The sequence below is a fragment of the Mycobacterium sp. SM3041 genome, from assembly GCF_039668335.1.
GTDB lineage: Bacteria > Actinomycetota > Actinomycetes > Mycobacteriales > Mycobacteriaceae > Mycobacterium.
Window position 1 is genome coordinate 72,233 of the sequence record NZ_JAYXBQ010000027.1, and the last position, 16,063, is coordinate 88,295.

The window sequence follows — 16,063 nt, forward strand, 5'->3', positions numbered from 1 at the left end:
GGCGGGGCGGGACGAGTCTACGGGACGCGTCCGGCGCAACCAAAGTCAGTTCCGTTGTCCGGCCCGCAGAGCCTGACCCATGGTCGCCACCATGGCGTCGACGGCGAACTTCGGCTTGACGTTGGTGGCCAGTGCCTCGCGGCAGGCCAGCACCGCCTCGATGCACCGCAGCAGCTGGTCGGCGGGCACGTGAGCGGCCATCGCGGCGGCCTTGTCACTCATGTCCGGATGGTTGGCGGCGGCCACGCCCGTCGCGCCCGACGACACCAGCAGCGCATCACGGAAATAGGTGGCCAGGTCGATCAGCGCGCGGTCCAGCGCGTCGCGCGACGCCCGGGTCTGCCGCGACTTCTGCCGCTTCTCGAGGTCCTTCAGAGCGCCCGCGGCGCCCCGCAGTGCCCCCGCCGCGCCCTTACCGGTACCACCGGCGCCCAGCGCGGTCTTGAGCTCCTCGGTCTCGGCCTCGTTGCGGCCGGCCGTCAACGCGACGGCCTCGGTCTCGGCGGCCGCGACCAGCTCCTCCACGGCCGCGTACGCGCGCGCCGGCGTCGCGGCATCGCGGGCGAGGCCCAGGGCCCGCTCCCGGCGTGATCGCGCGTCCGGATCGGTCGCAAGGCGGCGCGCCCGGCCGACGTGTCCCCCGCTGACCGACGCCGCCCAGCGCGCGTCGGCCTCGGACAGCCCGTCGTTGTCCATGAGTACCTGCGCGATGGCGTCGGCCCGCGGCGTCGTCAACGCCACGTGCCGGCACCGCGACCGCAGCGTCACCGCGATGTCCTCGGGATCGACCGACGGCGCGCACAGCAGGAACACCGTCGACGGCGGCGGCTCCTCGACGACCTTCAGCAGCGCGTTGGCGGCGCCCTCGGTGAGCCGGTCGGCGTCTTCGACGACGACGATCTGCCAGCGGCCGGTGCCGGGCCGCCGGGACGCGGTCTGCACGATGGCGCGCATCTCGTCGACACCGATCGACAGCCCCTCGGGAATCACGCGCCGGACGTCGGCGTGCGTGCCCGCCATGGTCGTCGTACACGCGCGGCAGGCGCCGCACCCCGGACCGCCTTCGGCGGCCTCCGCAGTGCACTGCAGCGCCGCCGCAAAGCACACCGCGGCGATGGACCGGCCCGAACCGGGCGGCCCCGTGATCAACCACGCATGCGTCATGCTGCCGGTTGTGAGCCCGCTGTGAGCCGAATCACCCCGGGCCGCCCGCGCTGCGGCCACCAACTCGGCTTCCACGGCATCCTGGCCGACCAAACGCGAGAAAACTCCGCTCATCGCGCCCCACAGTAACCGGCGCGGACGACACGAACCTGCGCGCAGCGGCAATATCCGTCGCCCTGGCCGGATACGGTTAGCGGGTGGCCACCGATGTAGAGCGCATCGGGCGAATCAGGGGGTTCGTCCGATGGGTGGCGCGCACCCCGTGGCCGGTGTTCACGCTGAGCCTGCTGCAGGCCGACATCATCGGCGCCCTGTTCGTTCTGGGCTTCCTGCGGTTCGGTCTGCCGGCCGAAGATCGCATCCAGCTGCAGGACCTGCCGGCGGTGAACCTGGCGGTGTTCCTGGCCGTCCTGTTCGTCTCGTTCGTGGTGGCGGCCTGGCTGAGTCTGCGGCTGCTGATCCCCGTGATCCGCTGGCAACGGCGCGACACGCTGCACGGCGACGCCGACGACCCCGCATTCACCGAGCTGGCCCGCACCCGGGCGCTCAAGATGCCGTACTACCGGACGCTGATCAGCGTCGGGAACTGGTTCCTCGGCTCGGTGGTGTTCATCATCGCCAGCTGGCCGGTGGCGAGCCGCTCGGCGCCGTTCGTCGCCGTGGCCAGCGCGCTCGGCGCCACCGCCACCGCGATCATCGGCTACCTGCAGTCCGAGCGCGTGCTGCGCCCCGTCGCGGTCGCGGCGCTGCGCGACGGCGTGCCCGAGAACTTCCGGGCCCCCGGCGTCATCCAGCGCCAGGTCCTGACCTGGGTGCTGTCGACGGGCGTGCCGCTGCTGGCCATCATCGTGGCCCGGCTGGCCGGCCAGTACACGACCTTCATCGCCCAGAACGACCAGCTCAACACCCCCATCCTGCTGCTGGCGATCACCGCGCTGGCCGTCGGCCTGGCCGGCAACGTCCTGGTCGCCATGTCCATCGCCGACCCGCTGCGCCAGCTGCGCTGGGCCCTGGGTGAGGTGCAGCGCGGTAACTACAACGCGCACATGCAGATCTACGACGCCAGCGAGCTGGGCCTGCTGCAGGCCGGGTTCAACGACATGGTGCGCGACCTGTCCGAGCGGCAGCGCCTGCGCGACCTGTTCGGCCGCTACGTCGGCGAGGACGTCGCGCGCCGCGCCCTGGAGCGCGGCACCGAGCTGGGCGGCCAGGAACGCGACGTCGCGGTGCTGTTCATCGACCTGATCGGGTCGACGCAGCTGGCGTCGACGCGGCCCGCCGCCGAGGTGGTGTCGATCCTCAACGAGTTCTTCCGGATCATCGTCGACACCGTGAACCGGCACGGCGGGTTCGTCAACAAGTTCCAGGGTGACGCGGCGCTGGCCATCTTCGGCGCCCCCATCGAGCACCCGGACGCCTCCGGTGCCGCGCTGGCCGCGTCCCGTGATCTGCACGACGAACTGGTGACGGTGCTGGGCACCACGGAGTTCGGTATCGGCGTATCGGCGGGCCGCGCCATCGCCGGCCACATCGGCGCGCTGGCCCGCTTCGAGTACACCGTGATCGGCGACCCGGTGAACGAGGCCGCCCGCCTGACCGAGCTCGCCAAGCTCGAAGAGGGCCACGTGTTGGCATCGGCGATCGCGGTCAGCGGTGCGCTGGACGCCGAGGCACTGTGCTGGGACGTCGGCGAGACCGTCGAGCTGCGCGGCCGGTCCGCGCCCACACAGCTGGCGCGGCCGCTGTCGCTGGCGTCGCCGCGGCCGGCTCCCGAAACCGAAGCCGCCAGCTAGGCCGGACGCCGATCAAGCAGCGAGGTACGAGCTGCGTTGAGAAGTCCGGCAAATGTGCCTAGGCCTTCTTCGCGGCGGCCTTCTTCGCCGGCGCCTTCTTGGCGGCCGTCTTCTTCGCCGCCGTCTTCTTGGCAGCGGTCTTCTTCGCCGCCTTCTTCACCGGACCACGAGCGCGCCTGTCCGACAACAACTCCGAGGCCCGCTCGTCGGTGATCGACATGACGTCGTCGCCCTTGCGCAGGCTGGCGTTGGTCTCACCGTCGGTGACGTACGGACCGAAGCGGCCGTCCTTGATGACCATCGGCTTGCCCGACACCGGATCGGTGCCCAGCTCACGCAGCGGCGGCGTGGCAGCGCCCTGGCGCCCACGGCGTTTCGGCTCGGCGTAGATCTTCAGCGCCTCTTCGAGCGTGACGGTGAACATCTGCTCTTCGGTGGCCAGTGAGCGAGAATCGCTGCCGCGCTTGAGGTATGGGCCGTAGCGGCCGTTCTGCGCGGTGATCTCCTCGTTGCTCTCCGGATCGACACCGACGACGCGAGGCAACGACAGCAGCTTCAGCGCGTCCTCGAGCGTGACGGTCTCCAGATCCATTGAGCGCAACAGAGATCCGGTCCGCGGCTTGGGGCCGACGGGCTTCTTGGTCTTCTTCGCACCGGTGCCGGCATCCGGCTCCTCCGGCGGCGCCGGCAGCACCTCGGTGACGTACGGGCCGTAACGCCCGTCCTTGGCGACGATCTCGTGCCCGGTCTCCGGGTCGACACCGAGCACCCGGCCCTCTTGCGGTGTGGCGAAGAGCTTTTCGGCCAGCTCGAGGGTCAGCTCGTCGGGCGTCAGATCGTCATTGAGGTTGGCGCGCTGCGGTTTCAGCTCACCGGGGTTCTCCTCATCGGCGATCATGCGCTCGAGGTACGGCCCGTTGCGACCGACGCGGACGTTGATGGCTCGGCCTTCGGCGTCGTCGAACAGCTTGATGGAGTTGACTTCTCGCGCGTCGATGCCTTCGAGGTTGACGCCGACGAGCTTCTTCAGGCCACCCTCGCGGGCCACCGAGCCCTCGACGCCGTGGTCGCCGCCGAAGTAGAAGTTGGTCAGCCAGTTGGTGCGCTGCTCGTTGCCGGCGGCGATCTCGTCGAGTTCGTCCTCCATGGCGGCGGTGAAGTCGTAGTCGACCAGGCGCCCGAAGTGCTGCTCGAGCAGCCCGACGACCGCGAACGCCACCCAGGCCGGCACCAGGGCGCTGCCCTTCTTATAGATATAGCCGCGGTCCTGGATGGTCTTGATGATCGACGAGTACGTCGACGGGCGACCGATGCCCAGGTCTTCCAGCGCCTTGATCAGCGAGGCCTCGGTGTACCGGGCCGGCGGATTGGTGGTGTGCCCGTCGGCGGTGAGCTCGGCGGCATCCACGCGCTGACCCTGGGTCAGATTGGGCAGGCGGCTCTCGGCGTCGTCGGCCTCGCCCCCGGCCTGTTCGTCGAGGCTCTCGACGTAGGCCTTGAGGAAGCCGGCGAAGGTGATGGTGCGGCCGGAAGCGCTGAACACCACCTGTTCGCCCGTGCGGGCCTGGCCGGAAATACGGAGAGAAAGCGTCGTGCCGCGGGCGTCGGCCATCTGTGAGGCGACGGTGCGCTGCCAGATCAGCTCGTACAGCCGGAACTCGTCGGTGTCCAGGGCGCCGTGCAACTGGCCCGGCGTCTGGAACACGTCACCGGCGGGCCGGATGGCCTCGTGTGCCTCTTGGGCGTTCTTGACCTTGCGGGTGTACTGCCGCGGCGTCGGATGCACGTACTCGGGGCCGTACAGCTGCCCGGCCTGGGTGCGCGCGGCGTTGATCGCCGACTCCGACAACGTCGTGGAGTCGGTACGCATGTAGGTGATGTAGCCGTTCTCGTACAGCCGCTGCGCGATGCTCATGGTGCGCTCGGAGGAGAACCGCAGCTTGCGGCCGGCTTCCTGCTGCAGCGTCGAGGTCATGAACGGGGCGTAGGGCTTGCGCGTGTACGGCTTCTGCTCCACCGAGCTGACGGTCAGCGACTCGCCGCGCAGTCCGGCGGCCAGGGCGCCCGCCGCGGCCTCGTCGAGCACCAGCACCTCGTCGGGCTTCTTGACCGCGCCGAGCGAGTCGAAATCGCGGCCCGTGGCGACGCGCCGGCCGTCGACGGTGTTGAGCTTGGCGGTGAACTTGGGCGGGGACGCCTCGGGGTCGGAGACGCTGGCGTCCAGTTCCGCCGTGACGTCCCAGTAGCCGGCGCTGCGGAACGCCATACGTTCCCGCTCGCGCTGCACGATGATCCGGGTCGCGACCGACTGCACACGGCCGGCCGACAGCTTCGGCGCGACCTTCTTCCACAGCACGGGACTGACCTCGTAGCCGTAGAGCCGGTCGAGGATACGACGGGTCTCCTGCGCGTCGACCAGGGCGATGTCCAGGTCGCGCGGGTTCTCGGCGGCGGCCAGGATGGCGGGCTCGGTGATCTCATGGAACACCATGCGCCGGACCGGCACCTTGGGCTTGAGCGTCTCGAGCAGGTGCCACGCGATGGCCTCCCCCTCGCGGTCACCGTCCGTCGCGAGGTAGAGCTCGTCGACACCCTTGAGCAGGTCCTTGAGCTCGGTGACCGTGGCCTTCTTGTCGGGGCTGACGATGTAGAGCGGCTCGAAGTTGTCGTCGACGTTCACGCCGAGGCGCGCCCAGGGCTCACCTTTATATTTGGCCGGCACGTCCGCGGCGTTGCGCGGGAGGTCGCGAATGTGTCCGCGCGACGATTCGACGACATAGTTGGAGCCGAGGTAACCGGCAATCTTGCGCGCCTTGGTAGGCGACTCGACTATGACGAGTCGCCGGACCCGGCTGCCGCTACCGGCACCATCGAGGTCAGCCACCGTATCTATACGCTCCACTTCTTGGTCGGCACTAGGACACCGAATGAATGCCTAACGGTCATCCGGTTCCAAGGCAAGTCACAATTTGACACTCCGCGCGAGCCTACGCAAACCGGATGCGGCCAAAATATACGGGCTGCATCCCCTAAATCCGGGGCCATTGGAGAAACGCCTCCGTGAACCCGGGCGGCTCGCCCACGTTCTCTACCAGGCGCAACAACCTCCGACGGCCGCTGATCCGCAGGGCCGGATGGTGACCCCGCGTCCCGATCAGGGTCGGCGCGATACCGACTCGCATAAGTGCCGACGCCAACGTCGAATGGGTATCCGGTGCGTGCGGATCCAAACCCAACAGGTAGCCGTTCGGTTCCGCGGTACCCGCGGCCAGCACCCACGCGCGCAGCTCCCGGGGGCCCGGCAACCACCCGTCGGGCACGGTTTTGACCGCACCGCGCGTCCAGTCCTGCGCCATCCGGGCCAGCCGGGCGTCGGCCTCGGTGCGCACCAGCGGCGTCTTCTCGTCGGTGTGGGTGATCTCGGGCTTCAGGCCCGCCTCGGCGATCATCTCGGCCAGCGCCTCGGCCCGCCACAACGCGTCGACGACGACGGAGAGCCGGACTCTGGCTTCCCCAGCCATCACCACCTGTCCCGGCGCGGCGAGCAACCCGGTCAGGTCGGCGACCGCAGGCGGCACCGACTCGGCCGAGAAGAAGGACAGCTGACTCACCCTGCCGACAGTAGGCCAGCTCACACCAAAAGGCAGGGAGGCCGGGCGCGACCTACCCGGCGATGCGAAACGCCCCCACTTCGTCGCTGACGATGCGGGGGCGTTCGACGGAGTCTGTGAACCTCAGACGGTGCGGACGTTCAGAGCCTGCGGACCCTTGGGGCTCTGCTCGATCTCGAAGTCGACCTTCTGATTCTCCTCAAGGGTGCGGAACCCGTTGGATTGAATCTGCTTGTAGTGGACGAAGACGTCGCCTCCGCCGCCTTCCTGCTCAATGAAGCCGTAACCCTTCTCCGGGTTGAACCACTTCACAGTCCCCTGTGGCATTTGTCCTTCATTTCCTTCTGTTACTGCGGGTGCGGTCCACCGAGTCTTCCGGCGTACCGGGAACGCAGGCGACGTTCCCGGGTGCGGACACACGAACACAGAAGCTGCGACCAAGATCAGTCAACCATGTTCCACGCTGCCGCAACAGTCGCACAGCGAACTGTGGTTAACAATTCATCTTGTGACGCAGGGACAGTCGAACTTCGGCCGCACGCTGTTGTCGGCTGCGCTGGACGGCACGCCGGCCGGCGAGCAGCCGCTGCGGCACGTCGCCGACCTGCCGCCGCGACAGGCGCGCCGAATGCCCTGGCCCACTTGGGTTGGCGCCGAGGTGGCGCAGGCCTTCACCGATCGTGGTGTGGCACAGCCGTGGTCGCACCAGGTGGCCGCGGCCGAGTTGGCACATGCCGGGCGGCATGTGGTGATCGCGACGGGCACGGCGTCCGGTAAATCCCTGGCCTACCAACTGCCGATCCTGCATGCGTTGCAAACCGATGCGCACGCCCGCGCCCTGTACCTGTCCCCCACCAAGGCGCTGGGCCACGACCAGTTGCGGGCCGCGCAGTCGCTGTGCGCCACGATTCCCGGCCTCAGCAACACCGCACCGTCCGCCTACGACGGCGACAGCTCAACCGAGGCAAGGCAATTCGCCCGGGAGCGATCCCGATGGATCTTCTCGAATCCCGACATGGTGCACCTGTCCCTGCTGCGCAACCATTCCCGGTGGGCGGTGTTCCTGCGGCAGCTCGAGTACGTCGTGATCGACGAATGCCACTACTACCGCGGCATTTTCGGTTCCAATGTCGCGATGGTGCTGCGCCGGCTGCTACGGCTGTGCGACCGGTACGGGTCCGCACCCACGGTGGTGTTCGCCAGCGCGACCACGGCCGCCCCGGCGCAGACGGCGTCCGAGCTGCTCGGCCAGACCGTCACCGCCATCACCGAGGACGGCTCGCCGCACGGCGGCCGCACGGTGGCGCTGTGGGAGCCCGCGCTGCTCACCGATCTGATCGGCGAGAACGGTGCCCCGGTGCGCCGGGCCGCGGGCACCGAGGCCTCGCGCGTGATGGCCGACCTGATCGCCGAAGGCGCCCGCACCCTGACCTTCGTCCGTTCGCGCATCGGCGCCGAGTTGACGGCGCTGGGCGCGCGGGCCCGGCTGGAGAACGTCGCACCCGACCTGGCCCCGCTGGTGGCGTCGTACCGCGCGGGGTATCTCGCCGAGGACCGCCGGGCGCTGGAACATGCACTGACGGAAGGCGAATTGCGTGGCCTGGCGACCACGAACGCGCTGGAACTCGGCGTCGACATCGCCGGACTGGACGCGGTGGTGCTGGCCGGGTTCCCCGGCACGGTGGCGTCCTTCTGGCAGCAGGCCGGCCGGGCCGGACGGCGCGGTCAGAGCGCGCTGATCGTGCTGATCGCGCGCGACGACCCGCTCGACACCTATCTGGTGCACCATCCCGCCGCGCTGCTCGACAAACCCATCGAGCGGATCGTCATCGATCCCGCCAATCCCTTCGTGCTGTCCCCGCAATTACTGTGCGCGGCAACCGAACTCCCACTGACCCCGGCCGAGGTGCGGATGTGGGACGCCGAAGCGGTGGCCGAATCCCTCGTCGACGACGGCCTGCTGCGCAAGCGTCCCGCCGGCTACTTCCCGGCGCCCGGCGTGGATCCGCATCCCGCCGTGGACATCCGGGGCTCGTCCGGCGGGCAGATCGCCATCCTGGAGTCCGGAACCGGACGCATGCTGGGCAGCACCGGCGCCGGGCAGGCACCGGCCTCGGTGCATCCGGGCGCCGTCCACCTGCACCAGGGTGAGACGTTCCTGGTCGACGCACTCGACTTCGAGGCCGGCGTCGCCTTCGTGCACGCCGAGGATCCCGGGTACACCACGTCGGCCCGGGAGGTCACCGATATCAGCGTGCGCGGTACCGGAGAGATCCACCGGTTCGGGCCCGTCGCCATCGGCCTGGTCCCGGTGTCGGTGTCCAACACCGTCGTGGGCTTCCTGCGCCGGGCCATGGACGGCACCGTGCTCGATTTCGTCGACCTGGACATGCCGACCCGCACGCTGGACACCATGGCGGTCATGTGCACCATGACCCCGGAGATATTGCTGGACAAGGGGATTGATCCGCTGCGCGTACCCGGTGCACTGCACGCTGCCGAGCATGCCGCGATAGGCCTGCTGCCGCTGGTGGCCAGCTGCGACCGGGGCGACATCGGTGGGGTGTCGACCGCGGCCGGCCCCGCCCCCGGCGACTTGTCCGGCCTGCCAACGATTTTCGTGTACGACGGCTATCCGGGCGGCGCCGGGTTCGCCGACCGCGGGTTCCGGCAGCTGTCCACCTGGTGGGCCGCGACGGCCGCGGCGATCGCCGCGTGTGAGTGCCGTCACGGTTGCCCCTCCTGTGTGCAATCGCCCAAGTGCGGCAACGCGAACGATCCCCTGGACAAAGCCGGTGCTGTCCAGGTACTTCGCCTGGTAGTGGACACTTTGGCAGCCCACGGCAGGTAGGCGGCAGGCCGCAGCCGGGCAGAGCAAAGAGCGCCGAAACGGATAAACTACGACCATGACGGACGACTGGCTCCTCGTCGAGACCCTCGGCGCCGAACCTGCCGTCGTCGCGTTGGGGCAGCAAACCCAGGACATGGTTCCCATCAGCACTTTCCTGCGGCGCAACGCGAGTCTGATGGCCATCCAGTCGGCGATCGGGGAAACCGTCCGCGCGGGCCTGCCACTGACGAGCATCACACCCAAGAGCGACCGGGTGATCCGGACCGAAGTGGTGCAGATGACCGACGGCCGCATCCATGGCGTCCATGTCTGGGTCGGCGCTCCCGATGCCGACCCACCGGACCGGATGATCCCCGGTCCTCTGAAGTGGGACCTGACCAACGGCATCGCGACCGACACCATGGAGTCGCTGGCCAACAGCGGCCTCAACCCGGCGGCCGAGGCCACCCACGGCCGGGCGTTCGCCGACGACCTGCAGACCCGCAAGCTCAACCCGAACGAGGCGCGGGTCATCTCGGCCGTGCTCAAACCCGAACCGGGCCAAACCTTCACCAGCACTTGGGAAATGACCGACTTCCGGGGCCGGCCCATCAGCGTCGGATTCGCCGCGCGGGTGCTCAACGAGCCCGACGAGGACGACCGAGATCGGCTGATCTGCCGGGCCATGAACTGGCGCGGCGTGCGCGACACTTCGGCGGCCACCCCGCTCGACCGGGCGCAGCAGCTCGCGGGCGGCCCGGCCGTTCCCGGCGTGTACCGGGCCTTGGTCGATCTGAACACCTGGAAGCTCATCAAGTGGGTCGACGAGCCCTGTCCGCTCTTCGACTGGAGCGCCGACGCGACGTCCGAAACCGTGGTGCACCCCAACGAGATCGCCGAGATGGCCGTCATGACGGTCGAATTCGGCAGCGGACCGACATCGCGGGTGCTCCGGTTGCGCGCCAACGACGGCGGGTGGGTGCCGATTCACGTCACCGCGCACCGGCTCCAGGTCGCCGACGACACCTTCGCCGGCCTGCTGTCCCTGCGACTGCCCACCTACGGAGAGCTGGTGGCAGCCGGGGACCGGCTGAACGACGACGTGCCGGAATCCTGACCCAGACGAGTTCTATTCGGCGCCAGCCGGATTCGACCCGTCGAACGGCAGCAGGCGCCGCGCACCCGGCCCTTCGGCGGCGAGCGTGTCGCCGGGGTTGATGACCAGACAATGGTTGAGCGAGATACACCCGCACCCGATGCACTGGTCCATCTCGGACTGCAGCCGCTCCAATTCGAGCTGCCGTTCACGCAGTTGCGCCCGCCACCGCTTGTTGAGCCTGGTCCAGTCGCGCAATGACGGCATCCGGTCGTCGGGCAGCGTCTGAAAGTGCTCGGCCACCTCACTGAGCGGAATGCCGAGCCGCTTCGCCACCTGGATGACGGCGATGCGGCGCTCGAGGTGACGCGGGTACAACCGCGTCCCGCCCGACGTGCGTTCGGGGTGGATCAGCCCCTTTCGCTCGTAGAAGTGCAACGCGGACGCGGAGACTCCCGTCCGCTTGACGATCTCCCCGATGGTCAGGAGGTCGGTCGGACCCATACGCTTGATCTCAACCATAGTTGAGATTCTACGGTAGTGACATGGCAAGTGACACAACGACCGATCGGCCCGGGTGGGGTGACCTCTTCTTCTGCGTCCTCCTGATCGTTGTGACCATCGCGCTGCCGTCAGCCTGGCCCGGCGCGGGCCCGGCCGTGCGCGTCGCCGAGGTGCCAGCGACCGAATCGCACCGGCACCTCCACGTCGACCACCACATCCAGCCGCTGCACCGCGCAGTTACCAACCCGGCTGCCCATGGCTTCGGCAACCGCGACCGCCCGGCCACAGGACTGACTGGGTCCGGCAACCAGTGCGCCCGCGGCGGCGAGTGCGGCCAGGTCGGCCGCTGACTGGGCGCGATGCCGGCCGATCACCGCGGCGCCCACGGCGGCAGCCCCCGTCATGAGCCCGATCAGCACCACGATGAGCGCGACCGCGAACACCGTCGCCGAGCCCCGTTCGTCACGCACCAGGTTCGGGTGCCGCCACGGCCTCGGCCCCCACGGTGACGCCGGGCAGCAACGGTGCGGGAACGCGGACCCGCGCGACGATTCGCCCGCCGTCGCGTCGCACCTCAACCGAGGCCCCGTCCGGGCCGGTGCGCCGGGCCGTGTCGACGGCGGCACGGTCGTCACCGCGGGCCGCGAGACGGGCCGCTTCCCGGGCCGCGTCGATGCAGCGCACCTGCGCCGAGACCGCGCCGAGCCCACCGATACCGAGCACTGCGACCGCGATGAGTGCGGCAACCGAGAACGCCGCCTCGACCGTGACGCCACCCCGGTCATCACTTGGTGGTGAGGGCACGGGCGATGATGTTGGTCAGGGCGCTGACAATCGAGTCCCCCGTGACCACCGTGTAGAGGATGGCGCCGAACGCCGCAGCCGCCACCGTCCCGATGGCATATTCGACGGTCGACATCCCGCTCTCGTCGGTGAGCAGCATGGTCACGCGGGCCTCGAGCGCGCGAAAGCTGGTCATCTTCATGGTTTTTCCTCCCCTTGTTGCGATCAGTTGTTGCGATCAGAACACCCCGGACCGGAACACGTCACCGGCCAGGCCGGCGACCACCGGCACGATGCCGAGACAGACGAATGCCGGCAGATAACAGAGCCCGAGGGGCCCGGCGATCAACACATTGGCCCGCTCGGCGGCCGCGTCCGCCGCATCACCGGCGTCGGCCCTGGCCTGCTCGGCCAGTTCGGCGACGCCCTGCGCCATCGCGGCGCCCGACGACGCCGACCGCCGCGCCAGCCGGAGCAGTGCGATCACGTGCGGGTCCGTACCACGACTCGGCTCCGCCCAGGCCGTCGCGGGGCCGGCACCCAGTGCCAGAAGTTCGGCCGCGCGGCGCAGGACGCCCGCCAGATCAGCCGGTGCCGACGCGACCGCCGCCCCGGCCGCCGCACCGGTCGCCATGCCGGCCGAAAGGCAGGCTGCCAGCACGTCCAGGCTCGACGGCACCGCCAGCGGGTCGTCCGGCGCCGCGGTCGGCGAGAACCGGTCCGGCGGACGGGGCCGGATTCGGTACACCGCTGGGCCGGGGATCAGCAGAATCGCCACGGCGAGCAGGAGAACCGGCACCGCGCTCATCGCTGTGCCCGCGCGATGATCCGGTCCGACCACAGCAGCCCGAGGCAGCACAGCACCACACCGATCGTCAGCACCGCCGCGCCGTCACCCAGCAGGAAGCGCACGGGATGCGCACCGATCAACTGTCCCAAGACAATTCCGAGTGCGGGCAGCCCGGACAGCACGGCCGCCGTCGTGCGGGCCCCGGCCATCCCCGCCCTGATCCGCGAGGAGAAACGTTCGCGCGCAACGACGTCACGTTCGGCGGCGCGCATCAGCGGGGCGATGGCCAAGCCATGGTCGAGCGCCAGTTGCCAGTACACCGCCAGCCGCTGCCAATGGGCGGGCAGCGCCGACGATCCCGCGACGGCACGCAGACCGGCAGAGACATCGGCGCCCAGGCGGGCCCGCGCCGCGACCTCGCCCAACGCCGCGGACACCGGTCCGCCGACCTCATGAGCCGCGGCATCGAACGCCGCGACCGGATGCGCCCCGGCACGCAGTTCCCCGACCAGGATGCCGAGTGCGCCCTGCAGCGTCTGAGCTTCCCGGGCGCGCAGCGCGGCCTGCCGCGAGCGCCGCCACCGGAGCCCCGCGGTGCCGACCACGGCCGAGCCGGCCAGCATCACCGGCATCGGCAGGACGACGAGCGCCACCACGGCGGCCACTGCCGCCACCGGCCAGAGCAGGCGAGGTCCAGATCGCACCAACCGTTTTCTGTGCCCGAGGCGCCCGGCGCCGCCCGCCGGTGGCGCGACCAGCACGGCCAGTGCCAGCAGCAGCGCGGGACTCACGACCGGCCCCGCGCAGTCAGCAGCTCACCCAGCGCGGGCAGGCCAGGGCCCGCGCCGCGGTCGACGTGCCAGGCGGTCACGACCGTCACGGTCCCGTCCGGGGCGCGGCGCAGCACCGCGATCTCACTCAGGTGCCGACGCCCGTCCCGGGCTCGCGCGGTGTGCAGTACCACCTGGCACGCGGCCGACAGTTGCGAATGCAGCGCCGCCCGGTCCAATCCGCCGACCGCTGCCAACGCCTCCATGCGGGCGGGCACCTCGGCGGGACTGTTCGCATGCACCGTCCCCGCCCCACCCTCGTGACCGGTGTTGAGCGCGGCAAGCAGATCCACGACTTCCGCACCGCGCACCTCGCCGACGACGATCCGGTCAGGGCGCATCCGCAGCGCCTGCCGAACCAGGTCACGCACCGTCACCTCGCCCACGCCCTCGACGTTGGCGCCGCGCGCGACCAGCCGGACCAGGTGCGGATGTTGCGGCGCCAGCTCCGCGGCGTCCTCGACGCAGACGATCCGCTCGGCGGGATCGACGGCCCCGAGGAGCGCGGACAACATGGTGGTCTTCCCGGCACCGGTGCCGCCGGAGACCAGGAACGCCAGCCGCGCCGCGACGATGTCGGTGATCAGCGGGACGGCGGGCGGCGCGATGGCGCCGGATTCGACGAGTCCGGCCAGGTCCTGCGTCGCGGGCCGCAGCACCCGCAGCGAGAGGCAGGTACCTGCGGCGGCGATCGGCGGCAGCACGGCATGCAACCGCACGGTCAGACCACCGCCGATACCGCCGAGGTGGCCGTCGACCCAGGGTTGCGAATCGTCGAGCCGGCGCCCGATCGCCAGCGCGAGCCGTTGCGCCAGGCGCTGCACCGCGTCCTCATCCGGAAATCTGATCGTGCTGCGGCGCAACCCGTTTCCGTCGTCGACCCACACCTCGTCGGGCGCGCTGACCAGCACGTCGGTGGTGCCCGGTGCCCGCAGGAGCGGTTCCAGAATCCCGGCACCGGTCAGCTCGGTCTGCAGCAGCCGCATGCCGGCCAGTACGTCGCTGTCGGCGAGTACGCCGCCGGACTCAGCTCGGATGGCCGCAGCCACCGCGTTGGGGTGCAGGGCACCGCTGGTCTGCGCGGCCAGTCGTTCCCGGACCCGATCCACCAACGACGACGTCACGCCGCCTCCCCGGGCTGTCGGCCCAGCACCGTGAGTACGCGGCGGGCGGCCACGGCCAGCGGTGACCGGCTCCGCAGACTCCGGCCGAGACCGCCCCGCTCGAGCGCGCCGTCGAGGTTGCTCTCGGCCCGCATGGCCGCCAGCAGCGGCAGCCCGAGGATCGTCGCCATCTCCGCGGCGCGCAGCCCGCCGGGCGCAGGACCCCGCACCACCAGGCCGACGTTCGGGTTGACGGCCGTCACCCAGTCGGCCACGACCCGGGTCGCGGCGCAGGCCCGCACCTCTGCCGGCGCCACCACGACCACCAGATCGGCTGCAGCCAGGACGGTCTCGGCGGCAGCGGAAGACTGTCGTGGCACATCGCAGATGACGGTTGCGCCGGCGCGGCTTCCGGCCTCGACGACCGCCGCGAGCGCCGTCGGCCTCAGCTCGACGCCGGTGCGGCCCGTCGACAGCACCACCACCCCGCGCCGGCGCGGGAGCGCATCGCGCAGGGCCGGATAGCTGAGCCGTCCCCCTGCCGCCGCCAGGTCCGGCCAGCGCAGGCCGGCATCGCACTCGGCACCGAGGGCGAGATCGATACCGCCGCTCCAGGCGTCGACGTCGACGAGCAGGCACTCATGGTCCGGTTCTCCCGCGGCCTGCGCCAAGGCGATCGCGAACACCGACGCGCCGCCGCCGCCACGTCCGCCGATGACGGCGACCACGGCGCCGCGGCGCCCGTCGGATTCGCCGGCTGCGGCATCCGCCAGGACACCGACCAGAGCCGACTCCCCGCCGGGCAGGGTGATGACCTCCTGTGCACCGATCACCATCGCGGCCTCGAACTCGCGGGAGCCGGGCGTATCGGTCGCGATCAAGAACACGGCGGGCCGTCGCGGCATCCCGAGCTCTCGGCAGCGCCGCGCTGCCGCGACGTCGAGCACCACTGCCGCGGCACCGACCCATGCCTTCCGGCCGGAGGGCTCCGCCGCGTACACCACTCTGATCCCCGCCGCCGCGGCGATGCGTTCGATCTCGTCGCGCAGTCCGGCGTCGGCGATCAACGCCAGGGCCCCGTTCGTCGTCATGGTTCCACCGTGATCCGCGGCAGGCCACGGCACCAGAGCCCGCCCCCAGAATGTGGATGAATCGCAAACTGTGGACAACTTTATTGACGCACTGGTGAGAATGTCGTTCCGCAACTTTTCACGGATGGGTCACGACTGTCGACGGGCCGGGCTCGCCAAGGCTCCGCCACAACGGGAACCGATGAATTCGGCGCTGGCGAAAATCTCGCCGAAGAGGCAACGCCTCCGGGAAAATGACCGCCCCCGAAAAAGGGACGACCCCCGCCAGGGGGGGAGGAGGCGGAGGTCGTCGTGGATCAGCCCCGGGGGGTCGGGCTGATGCACACCCGGCGCTGCCCGGGTAATGCCCACTATACACACGTCAACAGGGCTGTGCGCAACTGTTGATTGTCTGTGAAATGGGCGTGTCAGCACGTCAATCGCCACGATGGTCGACCCACCGGCGACCGACACGGCCACAGCGGCGCC

The 16,063-nt window shown here is 70.1% G+C and carries 15 protein-coding genes; 3 read left to right on the top strand and 12 right to left on the bottom strand.

Going from position 1 to position 16,063, the window contains the following annotated elements:
- Positions 1-45: 45 nt before the first annotated feature.
- Positions 46-1,278: a DNA polymerase III subunit delta' gene (locus VXD91_RS07480; protein WP_346415078.1), complete on the bottom strand. Its 1,233-nt coding sequence runs from the start codon at positions 1,276-1,278 to the stop codon at positions 46-48.
- An 83-nt stretch (positions 1,279-1,361) separates the two neighbouring features.
- Here VXD91_RS07480 and VXD91_RS07485 point away from each other — a divergent pair, with 83 nt between their 5' ends.
- Positions 1,362-2,957 carry an adenylate/guanylate cyclase domain-containing protein gene (locus tag VXD91_RS07485; RefSeq protein ID WP_346415079.1) on the top strand — a complete coding sequence of 532 codons (1,596 nt, stop codon included), beginning with the start codon at positions 1,362-1,364 and terminating at the stop codon, positions 2,955-2,957.
- 58 nt (positions 2,958-3,015) lie between these two features.
- On the opposite strand, the gene topA is transcribed toward VXD91_RS07485, so the two are convergent.
- From topA to VXD91_RS07500, 3 genes are all read right to left on the bottom strand, one after another.
- A complete protein-coding gene (topA, locus tag VXD91_RS07490) occupies positions 3,016-5,841 on the bottom strand; it encodes a type I DNA topoisomerase (protein WP_212807318.1) in 2,826 nt (941 codons plus the stop codon).
- A gap of 145 nt (positions 5,842-5,986) precedes the next feature.
- Positions 5,987-6,568: a hypothetical protein gene (locus VXD91_RS07495; protein WP_212807319.1), complete on the bottom strand. Its 582-nt coding sequence runs from the start codon at positions 6,566-6,568 to the stop codon at positions 5,987-5,989.
- A 123-nt stretch (positions 6,569-6,691) separates the two neighbouring features.
- A complete protein-coding gene (locus tag VXD91_RS07500; RefSeq protein WP_020100960.1) occupies positions 6,692-6,895 on the bottom strand; it encodes a cold-shock protein in 204 nt (67 codons plus the stop codon).
- A gap of 181 nt (positions 6,896-7,076) precedes the next feature.
- Here VXD91_RS07500 and VXD91_RS07505 point away from each other — a divergent pair, with 181 nt between their 5' ends.
- The gene (locus VXD91_RS07505) at positions 7,077-9,419 is read left to right on the top strand and encodes a DEAD/DEAH box helicase (RefSeq protein ID WP_346415080.1); all 2,343 of its coding nucleotides are present in this window, start codon (positions 7,077-7,079) and stop codon (positions 9,417-9,419) included.
- Positions 9,420-9,474: 55 nt separating this feature from the next.
- Positions 9,475-10,515 carry a PAS domain-containing protein gene (locus tag VXD91_RS07510; RefSeq protein WP_346415081.1) on the top strand — a complete coding sequence of 347 codons (1,041 nt, stop codon included), beginning with the start codon at positions 9,475-9,477 and terminating at the stop codon, positions 10,513-10,515.
- 12 nt (positions 10,516-10,527) lie between these two features.
- Here VXD91_RS07510 and soxR read toward each other — a convergent pair whose 3' ends face one another.
- From soxR to ssd, 8 genes are all read right to left on the bottom strand, one after another.
- Complete coding sequence (gene soxR, locus VXD91_RS07515; RefSeq protein WP_346415082.1) at positions 10,528-11,016, bottom strand: redox-sensitive transcriptional activator SoxR; 489 nt, start codon at positions 11,014-11,016, stop codon at positions 10,528-10,530.
- 110 nt (positions 11,017-11,126) lie between these two features.
- Positions 11,127-11,468, bottom strand: coding sequence for an Rv3654c family TadE-like protein (locus VXD91_RS07520; protein WP_346415083.1), 342 nt, complete (start codon positions 11,466-11,468; stop codon positions 11,127-11,129).
- Complete coding sequence (locus VXD91_RS07525; RefSeq protein WP_346415084.1) at positions 11,461-11,802, bottom strand: TadE family type IV pilus minor pilin; 342 nt, start codon at positions 11,800-11,802, stop codon at positions 11,461-11,463. Before VXD91_RS07525 ends, VXD91_RS07520 begins: the two co-directional genes overlap by 8 nt.
- On the bottom strand, positions 11,783-11,983 hold the full coding sequence (locus VXD91_RS07530; RefSeq protein WP_346415085.1) for a DUF4244 domain-containing protein: 201 nt from the start codon (positions 11,981-11,983) through the stop codon (positions 11,783-11,785). Before VXD91_RS07530 ends, VXD91_RS07525 begins: the two co-directional genes overlap by 20 nt.
- Before the next feature lie 36 nt (positions 11,984-12,019).
- On the bottom strand, positions 12,020-12,589 hold the full coding sequence (locus VXD91_RS07535) for a type II secretion system F family protein (protein WP_346415086.1): 570 nt from the start codon (positions 12,587-12,589) through the stop codon (positions 12,020-12,022).
- Positions 12,586-13,362 carry a type II secretion system F family protein gene (locus VXD91_RS07540; RefSeq protein ID WP_064857695.1) on the bottom strand — a complete coding sequence of 259 codons (777 nt, stop codon included), beginning with the start codon at positions 13,360-13,362 and terminating at the stop codon, positions 12,586-12,588. Before VXD91_RS07540 ends, VXD91_RS07535 begins: the two co-directional genes overlap by 4 nt.
- Positions 13,359-14,525 (bottom strand): TadA family conjugal transfer-associated ATPase, encoded by a 1,167-nt coding sequence (locus tag VXD91_RS07545; protein ID WP_133426329.1) that lies wholly within the window; start codon positions 14,523-14,525, stop codon positions 13,359-13,361. Before VXD91_RS07545 ends, VXD91_RS07540 begins: the two co-directional genes overlap by 4 nt.
- Positions 14,522-15,595, bottom strand: coding sequence for a septum site-determining protein Ssd (gene ssd / locus VXD91_RS07550; RefSeq protein WP_133426328.1), 1,074 nt, complete (start codon positions 15,593-15,595; stop codon positions 14,522-14,524). Before ssd ends, VXD91_RS07545 begins: the two co-directional genes overlap by 4 nt.
- Positions 15,596-16,063: the final 468 nt, after the last annotated feature.